We start from the raw sequence: 15,414 nt of genomic DNA, 5'->3' as shown, positions 1-15,414 counted from the left end.
CATTTTGATATCATCACCAAGATTGTAAATAAGGCGACTGTTCATTTCAAATCATATGTTTTAAATTATCCCGCCGCTGCCATTATCGCAAGTAGGACAACAAGGGTAGATTATAAATCTTTTAATCAAATATTATTCAAGCAACGTATGTTCTTCTTAGTTAATTTACAAATTTAATATAACTTTTACACAAAGACTTTTCTTTTCTGTAATTGCTGTTATAATTAATTTATTGCTTAAGCGGTCGTGGCGGAATGGCAGACGCGCTAGCTTCAGGCGCTAGTGCCCGCAAGGGCGTGGAGGTTCAACTCCTCTCGGCCGCATTACTGGAACTTCTGATAAACTCAGAAGTTCTTTTTTTATTTGTTCATTTGGAATAAATATGATAAATTGTAAATAATACTAAAGGAGGTATCTGTATAGATGATTATTCGATAACATGCTACCACGTGAATATATCATGTGAATGTTATCGGGATGGGTCTGTCTAGATACAGATAACTTTATCGTTATGATAAGGGTTTCTTTATGCCGATTTCTCTCACATGATATGTGAGAGTTTTTTTGATGAGGAGGAATTTTATGATAACGATTAATCAGGAACTAAAAATTGAAGACAAACGTTTAGGTCACAACATTTATTAAAGTAATAATGGTATTTTATGATAATATATTTTCTTTTTAAGTATTAATATATAGCTTAGAAATACTATTTATATAAAATTTTATTATATTAAAATAAAAATAAGGGTGTTTTTTCATTGATTGAATAATCTGAAGAGAGTAGAATTGTAATGTCAAATTCTCGGAGGCTGGTAATGAAAAAGATATTCAACTTATTTTTAATAGATGTGAAACACGCGCTAAAGACGCCTATGGTTCTGATTGTGATTCTTGGACTTTGTATTCTGCCGTCATTTTATGCATGGTTCAACTTGAAATCATCGTGGGATCCTTATTCCAATACTAAAGGCATTAAAGTGGCTGTAGTCAATTTTGATGAAGGAGCTACAGTGAAAGGGAAAAACATTAATGTGGGTCAATCACTAGTTAAGGAGCTGAAAACAAATGATCAGTTTGGCTGGGTGTTTGTTGATTCGCTTGAAGATGCAGAACAAGGTGTCAAGCTAGGTGATTATTATGCTTTAATACACATTCCAAGGCATTTTTCAGCAGATATGACGAGTATCTTTAATAAGAAACCGAAGCGTGCTCATATTGATTACCAGGTCAATCAGAAGGTCAATGCAATTGCACCTAAGATGACTAATGCAGGTGCCACAGCGATTACAAAATCATTAAATGATAAATTTGTAGAAGCAGCGACTAAAGCTTTTCTGAAGGAAAGTAATGACCTGGGTGCCAATCTTGAAGGGAAACTGCCTCTCTATCACAAAATTGAAAATGCTGTATTTGAAGCTGAAGCGGCTATTCCTGATATGGAAAAGTTCAGTGCTGCGGTACAGAAAATTGATGAGCATCAAGGGGATATCAACCAGTACGCAAATGAATTTTATGCGCTGGAGTCTTATAAGGACGAGATTAATGAAGGAGCTGCAAAATTAGTCAGGGCTAATCAGCATGCGAGTGAAATCAATGAAGCAGGACAGATGATTATTGGCTTGAACAGCCGGACGAATGAGATTGAAGCAGCATTGAATAAAGCACAGCAGCTGGAGGAGAAGTTTCCTGAAATAAATGCAGCTGTAGATAAAGGTATTCAGGCAACTGAAAAGGCGAATCAAGTGCTCTCAGTTTCTCAAAGTAAGATGCCGGCAGTTCATGAACGGTTAAATCAGGCGCAATCAAAAACGCAGCGTGCAGATAAAAAAGTCGAATCAGTCGAAGAAGCTATTCCGAAATCAGAAATACCTCAGACTGAACTTCCTGCTGCTGAAAAAGCAATAATCAGTGAAAATCCTGCTATAGATGAAGAAAAGGTATCACTTGAAGAACGTGTAACTACTGAAAGTATAACTGCAGAAAATCCTGTTACTGAAGCAGTGGTACAATTAAAAGCTGTAACTCAGCAGCAGCCGGAAGTGACTAAAACAGACTTAGTGCCTGCTAAGGAGGCATTAAGTGAGGCACTAAATGCTTTGACTGATCTTGTTAAAGAGAATGGCCAGGGACAGTATGATATATTGGAAGCTTTAAAAACCGATAAGCCATCCGGTGATAATATGGAGATTATTGCGCAGAACATGAATCAAACTGTTCAGTTACAGAATCAAGTGCTGGAGGTATTGAAATCATCAGATATTGATACGATGACTATACAGAATGCGCTGCAAAATAGTAATGATACTTTATCAGTTGTTGCAGGTCAGCTGACTCAAGGGCACATAGATATAACCGCTATTCAATCAGCACAAAATGCACTGCGTCAACTGATGGATATGGATATGCAGTCTATCTTATTAAAAGGATTAAATACAATAGACGGGAATCTTGATGATTTGTCTGCCAAGCTTGCAGAAGCACAGTCTTTTGCATCATCTGTGGATGACATTATTGCACGTGCTCAGACGGTCACAATTTCTGCACATGAACGACTGATTACAATTAATCAGTCATTGCCAGCGATAGAGAATCGTTTTAAACAAATCAACGGTACAGTGCAGTCGAATTTTCCCGCTTTTAAATCACGGGTTAATGAAGCGAGTCTATTCGTTCAGAATGACTTACCTGGTGCATTGAATGATTTAAATCGAATCAGTCAGTTTGCTGAAAATGATTTACCAGATGTCATGTCTAAGTATGATGAAACAGCAGATCTGCTGAAAAACAAGTTACCAGGTGCTGAAAATGGTATTCATCAGCTTGCAGAATTTGCAAGAAATGATCTGCCGGGTATTGAAACTGATATCAGGAAAGCGGCTGATAAATTCAGAGAACTGGACAATAAAGATGTCATGAATAAATTAATCAAACTGCTGAGAAATGATTTACAGGATGAAGCGAATTATTTCTCAGATCCCATCCAGCTGGATGAGAAGGCAATGTTCCCTATACCTAACTATGGCTCAGCCAGTGCACCTTTTTACACGGCACTTGCTCTCTGGGTAGGTGCACTGCTTTCCAGTAATTTATTAACAACCGAGCTTAAAGATTTGAAACTTAAAGGTACTTATTCTTTAAGAGAGTTATATGCCGGGCGTCTGCTGCTCTTTTTAAGTATTGGTATTATTCAGTCAATCATTGTAATGCTGGGTAATTTCTTTATTTTAGATGCTTATGCTAAACATCCCGTCTATAACATACTGTTCGGGGTAGGCGTCGCTATTGTATTTACGACCATTGTCTATACGATGGTCAGTCTGCTGGGTAATGTCGGCAAAGCGCTTGCCATCATTCTGATGGTACTTCAGATTTCTGGTGGTGGGGGCACTTTCCCGGTTCAAGTGACACCTCAATTCTTTCAGGTGATTCATCCATTTCTGCCTTTTACTTATGCAGTTGATTTACTGCGTGAAGCGGTGGGAGGGATTGTGCCTGAGCTCGTCGTGAAAAATATCAGCAGATTGGCATTCGTTTTTATGCTGGTACTTAGTATCGGCTATGGTCTGAAACCTAAATTCGAACCGATAAAATTAAGGATGATTAAAACTTCAAAGGAAAGTACCATTGTTGAATAAAGGACATCATCATGATGTTCTTTTTTTTTGAGCATATTTTGTGAAGTTTACTTAAATATATACTATTATATATAAGTAAAGTGAGAGGAGAATAGCATGCTGAAAGTAGATCCTATAAAAGAATTACAGGCTATAAAACAAATAAAAGCTGTTTTAAAAGAACGGGATATCAGATATTATCTGCTGTTTACTATCGGGATCAATGCACCTCTTAAAGCAGATGAACTTGTACAGTTGAAAGTAAAAGATATTACTTCACCCGTATTTCGGACTATCAACCAGTACAAAGTATTATTGCCTGATTACCTGCTGAGAGAAGTCCATAATTTTATAGACGAAGAATGTCTGGACCTGGATGATTACCTGTTTTGCTCTGTCCGCACAGGCAAGCCTTATACACGTCAGCAATTTCATCGTATCTTGTCAGCAGCTGTCGATGCGCTTGAGCTTGATATAGGTATTGGCATCCAATCACTGAAAAAAACATTTGCTTATCAGGCATATAAAAGTGGTATGGATATAAATGATTTACAGCACCTTTTAGGACATCAATCTAAAAAAATGACTTATCATTTTATCGATACTGTTCCGATTTTTAATGAACACATCAATCTGAATTTATAAGGAAGTGAATTATGTTAGCTTTATTTATTTTGACAGGGTTTCTGATTATGGGGTGTGTCTGGCTGCATCACAGAATAGATAAAAGAATACCTCTCGGTGTAACCGTATTGCTTTATCCGCTGCTCGGGACTATCCTGAGTGTCTACGCCATTGTTACAAAGCAGATATTTAATCAGCAGATTAACTGGATACCTGCTCTTGGTGTCAATTTCTCATTTCGTCTCGATAGTTTGAGTCTTATCTTCTTTACACTGATTTCCTTTATCGGTGTACTTGTTGTTCTTTATTCCATCTTTTATTTATCGACACACGAAAATCTTCCTAAGTTTTACAGCTTTTTATTACTTTTTATGATTGCGATGTATGGGGTTGTACTATCTACCAATACAATCATCCTCTATGTATTCTGGGAATTAACGAGTATTTCTTCATTTCTCTTAATAAGCTTCTGGTACAAAAAGAAAGCTGCGCAGCAAGGTGCGCTTAAGTCATTTCTGATTACTGTTTTTGGTGGTATGATGATGCTCCTTGGTTTTATTGCACTTTACGTCCTGACAGGATCTAATGATATCACTCAGATTGCTGCCTTGCTGAAGGGACGCGATCAATCAACACTTTATTACTTTGCGATGGGCGCTATTATGCTGGGTGCGTTGACGAAGTCAGCACAGTTTCCGTTTCATATCTGGCTGCCAGATGCAATGGAAGCACCCACACCGGTCAGTGCTTATCTACATTCAGCCACGATGGTTAAAGCAGGTATTTATTTACTGCTGCGCTTTATGCCGGTGTTCAGCGGCGAGCCCGTCTTCCAGTGGGTGCTGATTATTGATGGATTAATGACAATGCTGATAGGTAGTTTATTTGCAGTCCGACAATCCGATTTGAAAGGCCTGCTTGCTTATTCGACGATTAGCCAGCTGGGCATGATTGTTTCAATGATTGGTCTCGCTGCTTTTGAAAGTAATGATGTCACATTCAGGGCATTGATTGTACTCGCCTTGACAGCAGCATTACTGCATATCATTAACCACGGACTCTTTAAAGCAGCACTTTTCATGGGAGCAGGGATTGTCGATCATGCTGCACATACGCGTGATCTGAATAAATTAGGTGGACTGAGAAAGGCGATGCCGATTACCTTTACGGTTATGACGATTGCAGCCTTGTCGATGGCAGGTATTCCATTTCTGAACGGCTTCTTAAGTAAAGAGATGTTCCTGACTGTATTAGTTGATTTAAGAGGACTTGACGTTAAAATTGTCTGGCTGCTAGTAGCAGTCGGAGTAATAGCGAGTATCGGTACATTCGTCTATAGTCTGATTGCCATCATTCGTACATTTCTTGGGGAACAAACTATTGAAATTGAAGAAGGCGAATCGAAAGGTATTCTATTATCACCTGTGATTCTTGCATTTTTAGTTGTCCTGCTGTTCTTTATCCCGAATTTCCTGCTTTTCAGTTTGATTGAGCCTGCCTTACATCAAGTGCTTGATTTTGATCCGACTGATTATGTTACACCGATTCATGCATGGCATGGCTTTAATCTGCCACTCTATTTGACGATTTTAATCATCGTACTCGGTACACTGATTGTCTGGAGTGGTGTTTATAAGAAGCTGTTCCCTAAATATAAGGAGATGCCGCTTAACCGGATTTATAAATATACGCTCAGAAGTGTGGATGTTATCAGTCATAACTTAATCCGTCGTATTATGACCGACAGACTGAATCATTATTTAATGTTCTTATTCGGTGTCATTATTGTGGCGACTTTGCCTATCAGTCTGACAGTGATGCTGAGTGTTTATCCTGCGTTTGAAATGAGTGACATCAGCTTTTATATGCTGATATTAACTGCTTTTATTGTCATTGCGAGTCTTGTGCTGCTGAAAGTGCAGTCGAGAATGACAGCGACAGTATTGGTCGGAGCAATCGGTTACGGTACATCGATGGTCTATATTCTGATGTATGCGCCTGACCTCGCACTTACTCAATTTGTTATTGAAACGATTACGACTGTATTATTCTTGAGTTGTTTCTATCATCTGCCGAACCTCGAGAAGGAGAATAAGAGCAGAATCAATCGAATCGTCAGTCTGATTATTGCTCTCAGCATGACATTACTTGTTGTGTCCATGATGATAATCTCTCAATCTACTGAATTATTTGATTCAATTACTGAGTACTACAAAAAAGCGTATGACCTGACAGGCGGCAAGAATATTGTCAATGCTATATTAGGAGACTTCCGTGCATTCGATACAATGCTTGAAGGTGTTGTACTGATGATTACGGGACTTGGAATTTATTCATTGATCAGAAGAAAGGTAGGTGCAAAACATGAGAGAAAATGATGTAATGCTCGAAACAATTTCTAAAGTCGTTATTATCATTATTCTGACATTCGGATTCTATATTTTCTTCAATGGACATAATGGGCCGGGTGGAGGTTTTATCGGTGGATTGGTTTTTGCATCGGCATTCATCCTTATGTTCTTAACATTCGATGCTGAGCGGATCAGAGAGAGTCTACCTTTTGATTTCACCTATTTAATAGTAGGGGGAAGTGTGATTTCTCTGTCCATCCTTTTTTTACCGCTGTTATTTGGAGATGCATGGTTGACACAGTACGATACTTATTTTGAAATGCCCTGGGTGGGAGAATTTCACTTCACAACGGTAGCCGTCTTTGAATTTGGTATTTTATTGACGGTACTCGGAGTGGTTATGACTATATTATTAACGATAAGTGGTGATACTAAATGAATTTACTGATGATTATAATTGCAGGGATTCTTACATTTTCAGGTGTTTACCTGCTGCTATCCAAAAACTTGATCCGTATTGTCATTGGAACTAGTCTGATGAGCCATGCGTCGAATATATTTCTTCTGTCAATGAGCCGTGCAGGTAGTAACGTACCGATTATCGGCAGTGGAGAAGAGTATGTAGATGCGGTGCCGCAGGCCCTGATTCTGACAGCAATTGTTATTAGCTTTGCTATCACTGCGTTCTTACTGGTTATCGTATATCGTACATATCAATATACGAAACATAATCATATCGATGCGTTAGGAGGGCATGATGAATAATCTGATTATCATTCCTCTGCTTGTGCCTCTTCTTGCGGGACTGCTGACAGTCATTGTGAAATCATATCGTCGTGAAATAGCCATCTGTGCAACGGCAATTAGCGCAGTGATTACTTATATGCTGGCCTATTACTCGATTGACAATATGTTTGTCATTAATTTTGGTGGCTGGCGTCCGCCTTATGGCATACAGTTTGCAGGCGATTTTTTAAGCCTTTCACTATCCGCTGTCAGTTTGACGCTGACTTCACTTATTTTATTGTATGGTCTCCATAGACCTGAAGAAGAAAATGTTAAACTTTCATTTGTTCTTTTTCTCCTCGTGGGTGTTAATGGCTCATTTTTGACAGCAGATATTTTTAATCTGTTCGTCCAGTTTGAAGTTATGTTACTCGCTTCGTTCGTTCTGATGGCGATTGGCAATCGTTCAATTCAGTTCAAAGCAAGTATCCCTTATATCGTCATTAATATTGTCGGTTCCTGGGTCTTCCTTGCAGCTATTGCGATGACCTACAGCTTATATGGTACACTCAGTTTTGCACATCTGGCTGGTCGAGTTCAGGAACATGGCATGAGTTACCATGTTGTTCTGATTGCAATGCTATATCTGCTTGTTTTTGCACTGAAATCGGCTTTGATTCTTTTCATGTGGCTGCCGAAATCATACGCCGTGCTCTCGACGGAGAATTCAGCTATCTTTAGTGCACTCCTGACTAAAGTCGGTGTCTATGCCATGATCAGATTCTTTACGGTCGTCTTCTCAGTTCATTCAGAGCTTATTCACCAGTTGATTATGTTCAGCAGTATTATCACTATGATTATTGGCTGTATCGGTGTACTGGCTTATCGCAGCATCAAGTATATGATCTGTTATCAGATCATCTTGTCGATTGGTATCATTATATTCGGACTTGCGACGGATACGCAGGCTGGTTTACAGGGCGCCTTCTTATATTTATTGAATGATATGCTGATAAAAGGGCTGCTATTTCTGGCAGCAGGACTGATTATTCGGGAACTGCATATCAACAGTATCAGAAGAAGTCATGGTCTCATTAAAAAATATCCGGCTCTAGCTGTGATATTTTTCCTGGTCACTCTGACAATCGGGGGTGTACCACCGTTCGGAGGATTTGCCGGCAAGCTGCTGATTATCAAAGCAGGTCTTGAAGATGAATCTTATATCGGGACAGTCATCCTTATTCTATCAAGTCTGATTGCTTTATATGCTCTTCTGCGCATGTTTATCCGTGTGTTCCTCGGAGAGCCGACAGAAGAAAAAAGATCACAAGTCTATATCCATCAGTATGTGGCTATGGCTAGTTTGTTTGTGTTATCACTTTGCGTCTCCTTATTTGCACAGCCGCTCCTTGAAATGATTTCTCACGTCCAGGTTGAACAATATATCAGCACCTTGATGGACGGAGGTGAGCGTTAATGGCGCAGTTTTTACTGAATATCTTTATCGCTTTCCTATGGACATTACTAGGTGATCAGGACAGATTTTATTTATCGACATTTATTAGAGGTTATTTGGTCGGAATTCTGATAGTCTGGCTCATTCATCAGTTTTTCGGTGGCAAGTTTTATCTTTATAAGTTCTGGGCTATATTCAAATTACTGATGACTTTTAATATAGAGCTTATTACTTCAAGCATTACGACGAGTCACTATATTTTATTTAAACCTTCAGCTGTTAATCCTGGTGTAGTGAGTTATCATACTAAACTGCAGGAGAACTGGCAGATTACCTTGCTGACGATGCTGATTATTTTAACACCAGGCTCAGTCGTCTTAAGAATATCTGATGACAATAGTACGCTGTTTATTCATGCTCTCAATCAGTCTGAAAAAGAAAATGATAAGTTGCTTAAATCAATTCAAAACTATGAACGTCTGATCAAGGAGGTCATCTATTCATGAGTGAGATGATAATAAAAATTGCGCTGCTGATATATGGTGTGGCGATGTGCCTGGCATTTTTCAGATTGCTGAAAGGGCCATCCTTACCCGATAGAATTGTGGCCTTTGACACTATTGGGGTTATCATTATGTCGTCAGTAGCTATAGTGGGCGTCCTCTATAATACGCAAGTCTATCTTGAGGCTGTGATTATTATCGGTGTGCTGGCATTTATCAGTACGATTGCAACATCGAGGTTCATTGAAAGGGGGATTATCTTTGAACGTAAACGAAATAAGTAATCTGATTGCAGCTATCATTATTTTATTAGGCAGTATAATGGCGTTAATCAGTACGATTGGTCTATTAAGATTCAAAGATATTTATACACGAAGTCATGCAGCGACCAAAAGTTCGACCCTCGGCGTTCTTCTTACATTGACAGGTGTCTTCATCTTTTTCCTGGTGAATGATAACTACTTCAGTGTGCGTGTAATTTTAGGGATTACCTTCCTATATATTACCAGTCCTGTAGCAGGACACCTTATCACTCGGGCAGCCTATAATTCCGGTGTCGAGATGTATACGAAGGAAAGCGGTAAAAAAGGAAAGCAGTTAAACTAAAAATGACATTTCAGAATTCATTCTGAAATGTCATTTTTTTAGTTGAAGTGATGAAGATGTCCACTTTTAATTGTCATGCTGACATTGAACTCCTGATCGAGTACGACAAGGTCTGCATCTTTTCCTTGTTTAATACTGCCTTTTCTGTCACTTATGCCAAGAGACTGGGCCTGATTGAAGCTTGTGACGCGCCATAGTTCCTCGATGCTGCGATCGGTATAAGCAATTAAATTTTTCAGGCCTTCATTCATCTTAAGGATACTGCCAGCAAGTGTACCATCTGCAAGACGTGCCGAATGATTTTTAACAATGACATTCTGGCCGCCAAGATCATAAGTACCGTCAGCCATACCTTTTGCGCGCATCGCATCTGTAATAAGGAACATGCGTTCAGGCCCTTTCAGACGATAGGCTATATCCACAGCAGCCGGGTGAGAATGTATACCGTCGACAATTATCTCAGTCGACAGTGCTTCATTAGTCCAGGCAGCACCGAATGCACCAGGACTGCGATGTTCGAACGGAGTAGCAGCATTATAAAGATGAGTAATATGCCTTGCACCGTGAGAGGCGGCCTTATTCATCTCGTCAAACGTCGCAACCGTATGACCCATCGAGAAGATGATATCATGATGCAGCGTCTCCAGCACTTTGTCTGCTCCTTCAACTTCAGGTGCAAATGTAATAATTTTGATCAATTGACCGGCACTTTCCTGTAATCGAAGAATATTATTCACTGAGGGTCTTTGGACGAAATCAGGATTCTGAGCGCCGACTTTGAATTCAGATATATAAGGACCTTCCAGATGAATACCGAGCATTTCTGCATCCTGTTCAGACTGGCGCGTGTGATATTCCTTTAATGTGGAGAGAGCTGTCGTAATCGCTTCTTCAGACTGAGTCATCGTCGTCGCTAGATAACTGGTCGTACCTTCACTAAGCAGCGAATGAGAGAGATGATGCAGACCCATTAAGTCAGCATCCATAAAGTCTTCACCATAACCACCGTGAATATGAATATCAATGAAGCCGGGCAGTACATGACGGCCGGCAAGGTCATGACATTCAAGTGGACCCGTATATTCACCAGGGGAGATAGAGTCGATTTGTTTTCCTTCTATAATGATATGACCTTGAACGGCTCCTTTTTCTGTATAAAAGATACCATTTGAAAGTACGTAACCCATGTCATCACTCCTTATAAGAATATTGTCATTATATCATAAATAGGTTATTGCAATAGTGAATGAAAACGGTTAAGGTTATTAAGTGAAAAGTTTAACAAACTATTTTAAGGAGGTTTCTAAATGTTAAGTTTCTTTCAGAGACTAGGACGTTCACTTATGCTGCCTGTTGCTATTTTACCTGCAGCAGCAATTATCGTGGGTATAGGGAATACAATTGAGGCATTCGCAGGTGAAAAAACAATTATCAGCCAGTTCTTTTCGACAGCTGGTTTAAGTATTCTGACGCTGATGGGTTTATTATTTGCTATTGGCACAGCACTTGGCATGGCGAAGAAAAATGATGGTGCAGCAGCACTGGCGGCTGTCGTCGGCTTTTTTATGGTGACGACCATTCTGAAACCTGAAAATGTTTCTATATTTTTAAATACACCGGTTGATAAAATTAATCCCGGCTTTGCGAAAATTGATAATTCCAATGTGTTTGTAGGAATTGTTATCGGTTTGATCGCAGCGTATATGTATAATAAGTTTTCAGAAACTGAACTTCCGATGGCTCTCTCATTTTTCAGCGGTAAACGATTAGTGCCAATCATGACAGCTTTCAGTGCCATGTTTATTGCTTTAATTCTACTTTTTATATGGCCGGCTATCTTTTCTGCACTGATTACATTTGGAGAATGGATTTTAGGTATGGGTCCACTGGGAGCAGGTTTATACGGGTTCTTTAATCGACTGCTTATTCCCTTAGGTCTTCATCATGCACTTAATGCTGTATTCTGGTTTGATATTGCCAATGTAAATGATATTATCAACTTCCAGCAAGGTACTGGTACACAAGGTATTACAGGTCGTTATATGGCTGGTTTCTTCCCAGTGATGATGTTTGGGATGCCGGCAGCGGCACTCGCGATGTATCATACGGCAAAGACTGAACAGAAGAAGCGGGTTGCGGGTCTGATGCTGGCAGGATCAGTTTCTGCATTTTTTGTCGGTATTACTGAGCCGATTGAGTTTGCATTTATGTTCGTGGCACCCGGACTATTTCTGATTCATGCTGTATTGACAGGTCTGTCTCTTTTCATTGCGGCTTTATTCCAATGGACTGCAGGCTTTGCGTTTAGTGCAGGTCTGATAGACTTTTCGTTATCATTATTGAATCCAATGGCGAACCATCCCATGATGTTAATAGTTCAAGGATTAATATTCTTCGTCCTCTACTATGTGATCTTCCGAGCAGCGATTCAAATGTTCGATATGAAAACACCGGGACGCGGTGATGATGTGATGGCGGTCGCAGAGGATGAAACTGTGCCTGCAACTGGCGGCAAATATAGTGCTATGGCACATTCGATGATTGATGGACTGGGTGGTTCTGCTAATATCGTCAGTTTAACCAACTGTGCTACACGGCTTCGTCTGGAAGTTAAGGACAATACATTGATTGATGATGCTAAGTTGAAGCAAGGGGGAGCAGTCGGTGTGACGAAGAGCGGGCGTACGCAAGCTCAGGTTATTATCGGTACGCATGTTCAGCAGGTGGCTGATGAAGTAGAAAAGCAGCTGGAATATTAATCGAAAAAGACATTTCAGAAAAAATCTGAAATGTCTTTATTTTTTCCAGTTAATACCGATGATCAGTATATTGAAGAGCAGCGCCATGATGCTCATCAGACCGATAATCGATAGAAAACTGATATTAAACGTATCTCTTCTTCTGACAAATGCCTGATAAGCGAAATAAATAGCGAGAAGCAATATTAATAGTGTGATAAAAAACAGCATAACATGAGTGGTGAAAGAGGCCAGTGTTGACTGCAATCGATAGGCAATGATTTCATTGCTGAAAGTCAGTATAGCAGCCATCAGAAATGAAATAATGCTGTAGAATGTATGTTTATATTGTGTCATGATATCCTCCTTTCCTTCTATTATATAGTTCGTTCAGCTGGAATGAAATAATTTTTAAACTGTAAAGAAAAAATACTTTACAGTGAATTTGTTATCTGTTATAGTAAGTACTTGAGAAAAGAACTAAAGGAGAGAAATAAATTATGGCAGTTAAAATTCGTTTAACACGTATGGGTTCAAAAAGAAACCCTTTCTACCGTATCGTTGTAGCTGACGCTCGTGCGCCACGTGACGGTCGTATCATCGAAGCAATCGGAACTTACAATCCAGTTGCTAAACCAGCAGCAGAAATCAAAGTTGATGAAGAATTAGCTTTAAAATGGTTAGCTGATGGCGCTAAACCAACTGATACAGTACGTAATATCTTATCTACTCAAGGTATCATGGAGAAATTCCATAACCAAAAAATCGCGAAGTAATTGCGATGGAAAAATTATTACAAACGATGATTGAACCGCTCGTTGATTTTCCAGAGGATATTCATATCACTAAGGATATACAGCATTCAAGTGTGACCTATCATATCAGTGTCAACAAAGAAGAGACCGGCAAGGTAATCGGTAAGCACGGACGTCTGATTAAGGCGATCCGTACGCTGACAGTAGCCGGCCGGCACGAGTCAGGTAAGAAAGTGTTTGTAGAAATTGATTAAGAGTGCCTGATGGTACTCTTTTTTTTAATAGGAGGCGATAACGTGTCAGTTAATATAGGTAAGATTGTCAACATGCACGGGATTAAAGGAGAAGTACGTGTACTCTCCGCTTCGGATTTCACAGCCGAACGTTTCAAACCTGGTAAAGAACTCACCATCAAGCAGGGCAGCCAAGAGACAATCGTTAAGATTAAGACTTACCGCACGCATAAGAACTTTCATCTGCTGCAGTTTGAAGGTCTTGAAAATATTAACTTTGTCGAAAAATTCAAAGGTGCAGATATTTATCAGGAAGTTGATGAGATTGAAATCCCGCTCAAGGAGAATGAATTCTATTATCATGATATCATCGGCTGTACGGTTTTCAATGAGGGAGAACCATTCGGACGAGTCATTGATATTTTCGAGACAGGTGCGAATGATGTCTGGGTCGTCAAAGGGGATAAAGAATATTTGATTCCTTATATTGAAGATGTCGTTAAAAAAGTGGATGTAGCGAACAAGACCATTGAGATTGAAGCGATGGATGGTTTATTATCTTGAGAATAGATTATTTAACTCTTTTCCCTGAAATGTTTGCGACATTGAATCATTCCATTATGAAGCGGTCTCAGGATAAAGGTCTGGTTGAGCTGAATACGGTTAACTTCAGAGATTTTTCTGAGAATAAGCATCTTCAGGTAGATGATTATCCATATGGGGGGGGCCAAGGTATGGTGCTGAAGCCTGAGCCCGTTTTCAATGCAATGGCCTCACTTGATATAACTGCCCAGACACGTGTGATTCTGATGTGTCCGCAGGGACAGCCGTTTAATCAGTCAAAAGCTGAGGAACTCGCACATGCCGAGCATCTCGTCTTTATCTGTGGTCATTACGAAGGTTATGATGAACGCATACGTACAGAACTTGTGACTGATGAAATCTCTATCGGTGACTTTGTATTGACAGGTGGAGAACTAGCCGCTATGACCATGACTGATGCGATTGTTCGTCTGATGCCGGAAGTACTTGGTAATGAAGTGTCTCATGAAGATGATTCATTCTCATCAGGTTTGCTGGAACACCCGCACTATACGCGACCCGCAAACTATGAAGGCATGGAAGTGCCAGCTGTGCTGCTCAGCGGGAACCATAAGCTGATAGCCGAGTGGCGTCATGAAGAAAGTCTGCGCCGCACATTTGAACGCCGGCCGGATCTGCTGGATGAATATCCGCTGACTGAGGCAGACATTCGATATTTAAAGAAGTTAGGCTATGAAGAATAAAAAAAGGTAAGCTGTCAAGATTTTCTTCTTGTCAGGACTGTCTTATTGTGATACTATTCTAAGAGTGTGAAAACACATAATCACTATGGTCCGCTGAAAAGAACTTTTTTAAGAACATAGGAAGAAGGAGAAGAATAAAATGAATAACAAATTAATCGATGCAATTACGAAGGATCAACTCCGTACTGACATCCCATCATTCCGTCCTGGTGATACTTTAAAAGTTCACGTACGTATCGTTGAGGGAACTCGCGAACGTATCCAGGTCTTCGAAGGTGTGGTAATCAAACGCCGCGGTGGCGGTATTTCTGAGACTTTCACGGTTCGTAAGATTTCTTACGGTGTAGGTGTTGAGCGTACATTCCCTGTCCACACTCCTAAAATCGAGAAAATCGAAGTATTACGTCGTGGTAAAGTACGTCGTGCGAAACTTTACTACTTACGTAGCTTACGTGGTAAAGCTGCGCGTATTAAAGAAATTCGTTAATACATTTAAGCCTCTGACAAATGTCAGAGGCT

At 39.9% G+C, this 15,414-nt stretch carries 17 protein-coding genes and 1 tRNA gene; 16 read left to right on the top strand and 2 right to left on the bottom strand.

From position 1 onward, the window contains the following. The first annotated feature begins 240 nt into the window (after window positions 1–240). The 10 genes from ERX37_RS03765 to ERX37_RS03720 all read left to right on the top strand — a co-directional run bounded on the left by ERX37_RS03765 (window position 241) and on the right by ERX37_RS03720 (window position 9,883). Window positions 241–323 (top strand) — tRNA-Leu (locus ERX37_RS03765). A 495-nt stretch (window positions 324–818) separates the two neighbouring features. Continuing rightward, complete coding sequence (locus ERX37_RS03760; RefSeq protein ID WP_165981961.1) at window positions 819–3,638, top strand: YhgE/Pip domain-containing protein; 2,820 nt, start codon at window positions 819–821, stop codon at window positions 3,636–3,638. A gap of 96 nt (window positions 3,639–3,734) precedes the next feature. Further along, window positions 3,735–4,262, top strand: a complete 528-nt coding sequence (locus tag ERX37_RS03755; RefSeq protein ID WP_133429298.1) for a tyrosine-type recombinase/integrase — start codon at window positions 3,735–3,737, stop codon at window positions 4,260–4,262. A gap of 11 nt (window positions 4,263–4,273) precedes the next feature. After that, window positions 4,274–6,619, top strand: coding sequence for a hydrogen gas-evolving membrane-bound hydrogenase subunit E (mbhE, locus tag ERX37_RS03750; protein WP_133429297.1), 2,346 nt, complete (start codon window positions 4,274–4,276; stop codon window positions 6,617–6,619). Continuing rightward, window positions 6,606–7,031, top strand: a complete 426-nt coding sequence (locus ERX37_RS03745; RefSeq protein WP_133429296.1) for an MnhB domain-containing protein — start codon at window positions 6,606–6,608, stop codon at window positions 7,029–7,031. Before mbhE ends, ERX37_RS03745 begins: the two co-directional genes overlap by 14 nt. After that, the gene (locus ERX37_RS03740; RefSeq protein WP_133429295.1) at window positions 7,028–7,357 is read left to right on the top strand and encodes a Na(+)/H(+) antiporter subunit C; all 330 of its coding nucleotides are present in this window, start codon (window positions 7,028–7,030) and stop codon (window positions 7,355–7,357) included. Before ERX37_RS03745 ends, ERX37_RS03740 begins: the two co-directional genes overlap by 4 nt. Beyond that, on the top strand, window positions 7,350–8,795 hold the full coding sequence (locus tag ERX37_RS03735; protein WP_165981960.1) for a proton-conducting transporter transmembrane domain-containing protein: 1,446 nt from the start codon (window positions 7,350–7,352) through the stop codon (window positions 8,793–8,795). Before ERX37_RS03740 ends, ERX37_RS03735 begins: the two co-directional genes overlap by 8 nt. Then, window positions 8,795–9,280 (top strand): Na+/H+ antiporter subunit E, encoded by a 486-nt coding sequence (locus ERX37_RS03730; RefSeq protein ID WP_133429293.1) that lies wholly within the window; start codon window positions 8,795–8,797, stop codon window positions 9,278–9,280. The genes ERX37_RS03735 and ERX37_RS03730 overlap by 1 nt, the downstream gene beginning before the upstream one ends. Beyond that, on the top strand, window positions 9,277–9,561 hold the full coding sequence (locus tag ERX37_RS03725) for a Na(+)/H(+) antiporter subunit F1 (RefSeq protein WP_133429292.1): 285 nt from the start codon (window positions 9,277–9,279) through the stop codon (window positions 9,559–9,561). The genes ERX37_RS03730 and ERX37_RS03725 overlap by 4 nt, the downstream gene beginning before the upstream one ends. Then, window positions 9,539–9,883 (top strand): Na+/H+ antiporter subunit G, encoded by a 345-nt coding sequence (locus ERX37_RS03720; RefSeq protein WP_133429291.1) that lies wholly within the window; start codon window positions 9,539–9,541, stop codon window positions 9,881–9,883. The genes ERX37_RS03725 and ERX37_RS03720 overlap by 23 nt, the downstream gene beginning before the upstream one ends. Window positions 9,884–9,921: 38 nt before the next feature. Here ERX37_RS03720 and nagA read toward each other — a convergent pair whose 3' ends face one another. Then, on the bottom strand, window positions 9,922–11,070 hold the full coding sequence (gene nagA / locus ERX37_RS03715; RefSeq protein WP_133429290.1) for an N-acetylglucosamine-6-phosphate deacetylase: 1,149 nt from the start codon (window positions 11,068–11,070) through the stop codon (window positions 9,922–9,924). A gap of 120 nt (window positions 11,071–11,190) precedes the next feature. Between nagA and nagE the strand changes: the two genes are divergently transcribed. Further along, window positions 11,191–12,642, top strand: a complete 1,452-nt coding sequence (gene nagE / locus ERX37_RS03710) for an N-acetylglucosamine-specific PTS transporter subunit IIBC (protein ID WP_133429289.1) — start codon at window positions 11,191–11,193, stop codon at window positions 12,640–12,642. Between the two features lie 36 nt (window positions 12,643–12,678). Here the strand turns inward: nagE and ERX37_RS03705 are convergent, their stop codons facing one another. Beyond that, window positions 12,679–12,978 carry a hypothetical protein gene (locus tag ERX37_RS03705; RefSeq protein ID WP_133429288.1) on the bottom strand — a complete coding sequence of 100 codons (300 nt, stop codon included), beginning with the start codon at window positions 12,976–12,978 and terminating at the stop codon, window positions 12,679–12,681. Window positions 12,979–13,121: 143 nt separating this feature from the next. On the opposite strand from ERX37_RS03705, the gene rpsP reads away from it, so the two are divergent. The 5 genes from rpsP (at window position 13,122) to rplS (ending at window position 15,382) form a co-directional block, all read left to right on the top strand. Next, window positions 13,122–13,397, top strand: a complete 276-nt coding sequence (gene rpsP, locus ERX37_RS03700; protein WP_133429287.1) for a 30S ribosomal protein S16 — start codon at window positions 13,122–13,124, stop codon at window positions 13,395–13,397. Window positions 13,398–13,402: 5 nt separating this feature from the next. Continuing rightward, window positions 13,403–13,630 (top strand): KH domain-containing protein, encoded by a 228-nt coding sequence (locus tag ERX37_RS03695; protein ID WP_133429286.1) that lies wholly within the window; start codon window positions 13,403–13,405, stop codon window positions 13,628–13,630. Between the two features lie 42 nt (window positions 13,631–13,672). Continuing rightward, on the top strand, window positions 13,673–14,173 hold the full coding sequence (gene rimM / locus ERX37_RS03690) for a ribosome maturation factor RimM (protein ID WP_133429285.1): 501 nt from the start codon (window positions 13,673–13,675) through the stop codon (window positions 14,171–14,173). Beyond that, on the top strand, window positions 14,170–14,895 hold the full coding sequence (gene trmD / locus ERX37_RS03685; protein ID WP_133429284.1) for a tRNA (guanosine(37)-N1)-methyltransferase TrmD: 726 nt from the start codon (window positions 14,170–14,172) through the stop codon (window positions 14,893–14,895). The genes rimM and trmD overlap by 4 nt, the downstream gene beginning before the upstream one ends. A 139-nt stretch (window positions 14,896–15,034) precedes the next feature. Further along, window positions 15,035–15,382 carry a 50S ribosomal protein L19 gene (rplS, locus tag ERX37_RS03680; protein WP_133429283.1) on the top strand — a complete coding sequence of 116 codons (348 nt, stop codon included), beginning with the start codon at window positions 15,035–15,037 and terminating at the stop codon, window positions 15,380–15,382. Window positions 15,383–15,414: the final 32 nt, after the last annotated feature.

The sequence above is a fragment of the Macrococcus hajekii genome (assembly GCF_004359505.1).
Lineage (GTDB): Bacteria > Bacillota > Bacilli > Staphylococcales > Staphylococcaceae > Macrococcus > Macrococcus hajekii.
Note: the sequence above shows the minus strand (reverse complement) of the source record. Positions and strands in the feature narration are given on the sequence as shown.

What these genes read in the sequence shown, in the direction of transcription:
- ERX37_RS03755 (WP_133429298.1), top strand. Translation starts at nt 3,735, where the DNA reads ATGCTGAAAGTAGATCCTATAAAAGAATTACAGGCTATAAAACAAATA.
- ERX37_RS03725 (WP_133429292.1), top strand. Translation starts at nt 9,277, where the DNA reads ATGAGTGAGATGATAATAAAAATTGCGCTGCTGATATATGGTGTGGCG.
- nagA (WP_133429290.1), bottom strand. Translation starts at nt 11,070, where the DNA reads ATGGGTTACGTACTTTCAAATGGTATCTTTTATACAGAAAAAGGAGCC.
- rplS (WP_133429283.1), top strand. Translation starts at nt 15,035, where the DNA reads ATGAATAACAAATTAATCGATGCAATTACGAAGGATCAACTCCGTACT.
- ERX37_RS03745 (WP_133429296.1), top strand. Translation starts at nt 6,606, where the DNA reads ATGAGAGAAAATGATGTAATGCTCGAAACAATTTCTAAAGTCGTTATT.
- mbhE (WP_133429297.1), top strand. Translation starts at nt 4,274, where the DNA reads ATGTTAGCTTTATTTATTTTGACAGGGTTTCTGATTATGGGGTGTGTC.
- ERX37_RS03760 (WP_165981961.1), top strand. Translation starts at nt 819, where the DNA reads ATGAAAAAGATATTCAACTTATTTTTAATAGATGTGAAACACGCGCTA.
- ERX37_RS03735 (WP_165981960.1), top strand. Translation starts at nt 7,350, where the DNA reads ATGAATAATCTGATTATCATTCCTCTGCTTGTGCCTCTTCTTGCGGGA.
- nagE (WP_133429289.1), top strand. Translation starts at nt 11,191, where the DNA reads ATGTTAAGTTTCTTTCAGAGACTAGGACGTTCACTTATGCTGCCTGTT.
- ERX37_RS03740 (WP_133429295.1), top strand. Translation starts at nt 7,028, where the DNA reads ATGAATTTACTGATGATTATAATTGCAGGGATTCTTACATTTTCAGGT.
- ERX37_RS03730 (WP_133429293.1), top strand. Translation starts at nt 8,795, where the DNA reads ATGGCGCAGTTTTTACTGAATATCTTTATCGCTTTCCTATGGACATTA.
- ERX37_RS03695 (WP_133429286.1), top strand. Translation starts at nt 13,403, where the DNA reads ATGGAAAAATTATTACAAACGATGATTGAACCGCTCGTTGATTTTCCA.
- rpsP (WP_133429287.1), top strand. Translation starts at nt 13,122, where the DNA reads ATGGCAGTTAAAATTCGTTTAACACGTATGGGTTCAAAAAGAAACCCT.
- ERX37_RS03705 (WP_133429288.1), bottom strand. Translation starts at nt 12,978, where the DNA reads ATGACACAATATAAACATACATTCTACAGCATTATTTCATTTCTGATG.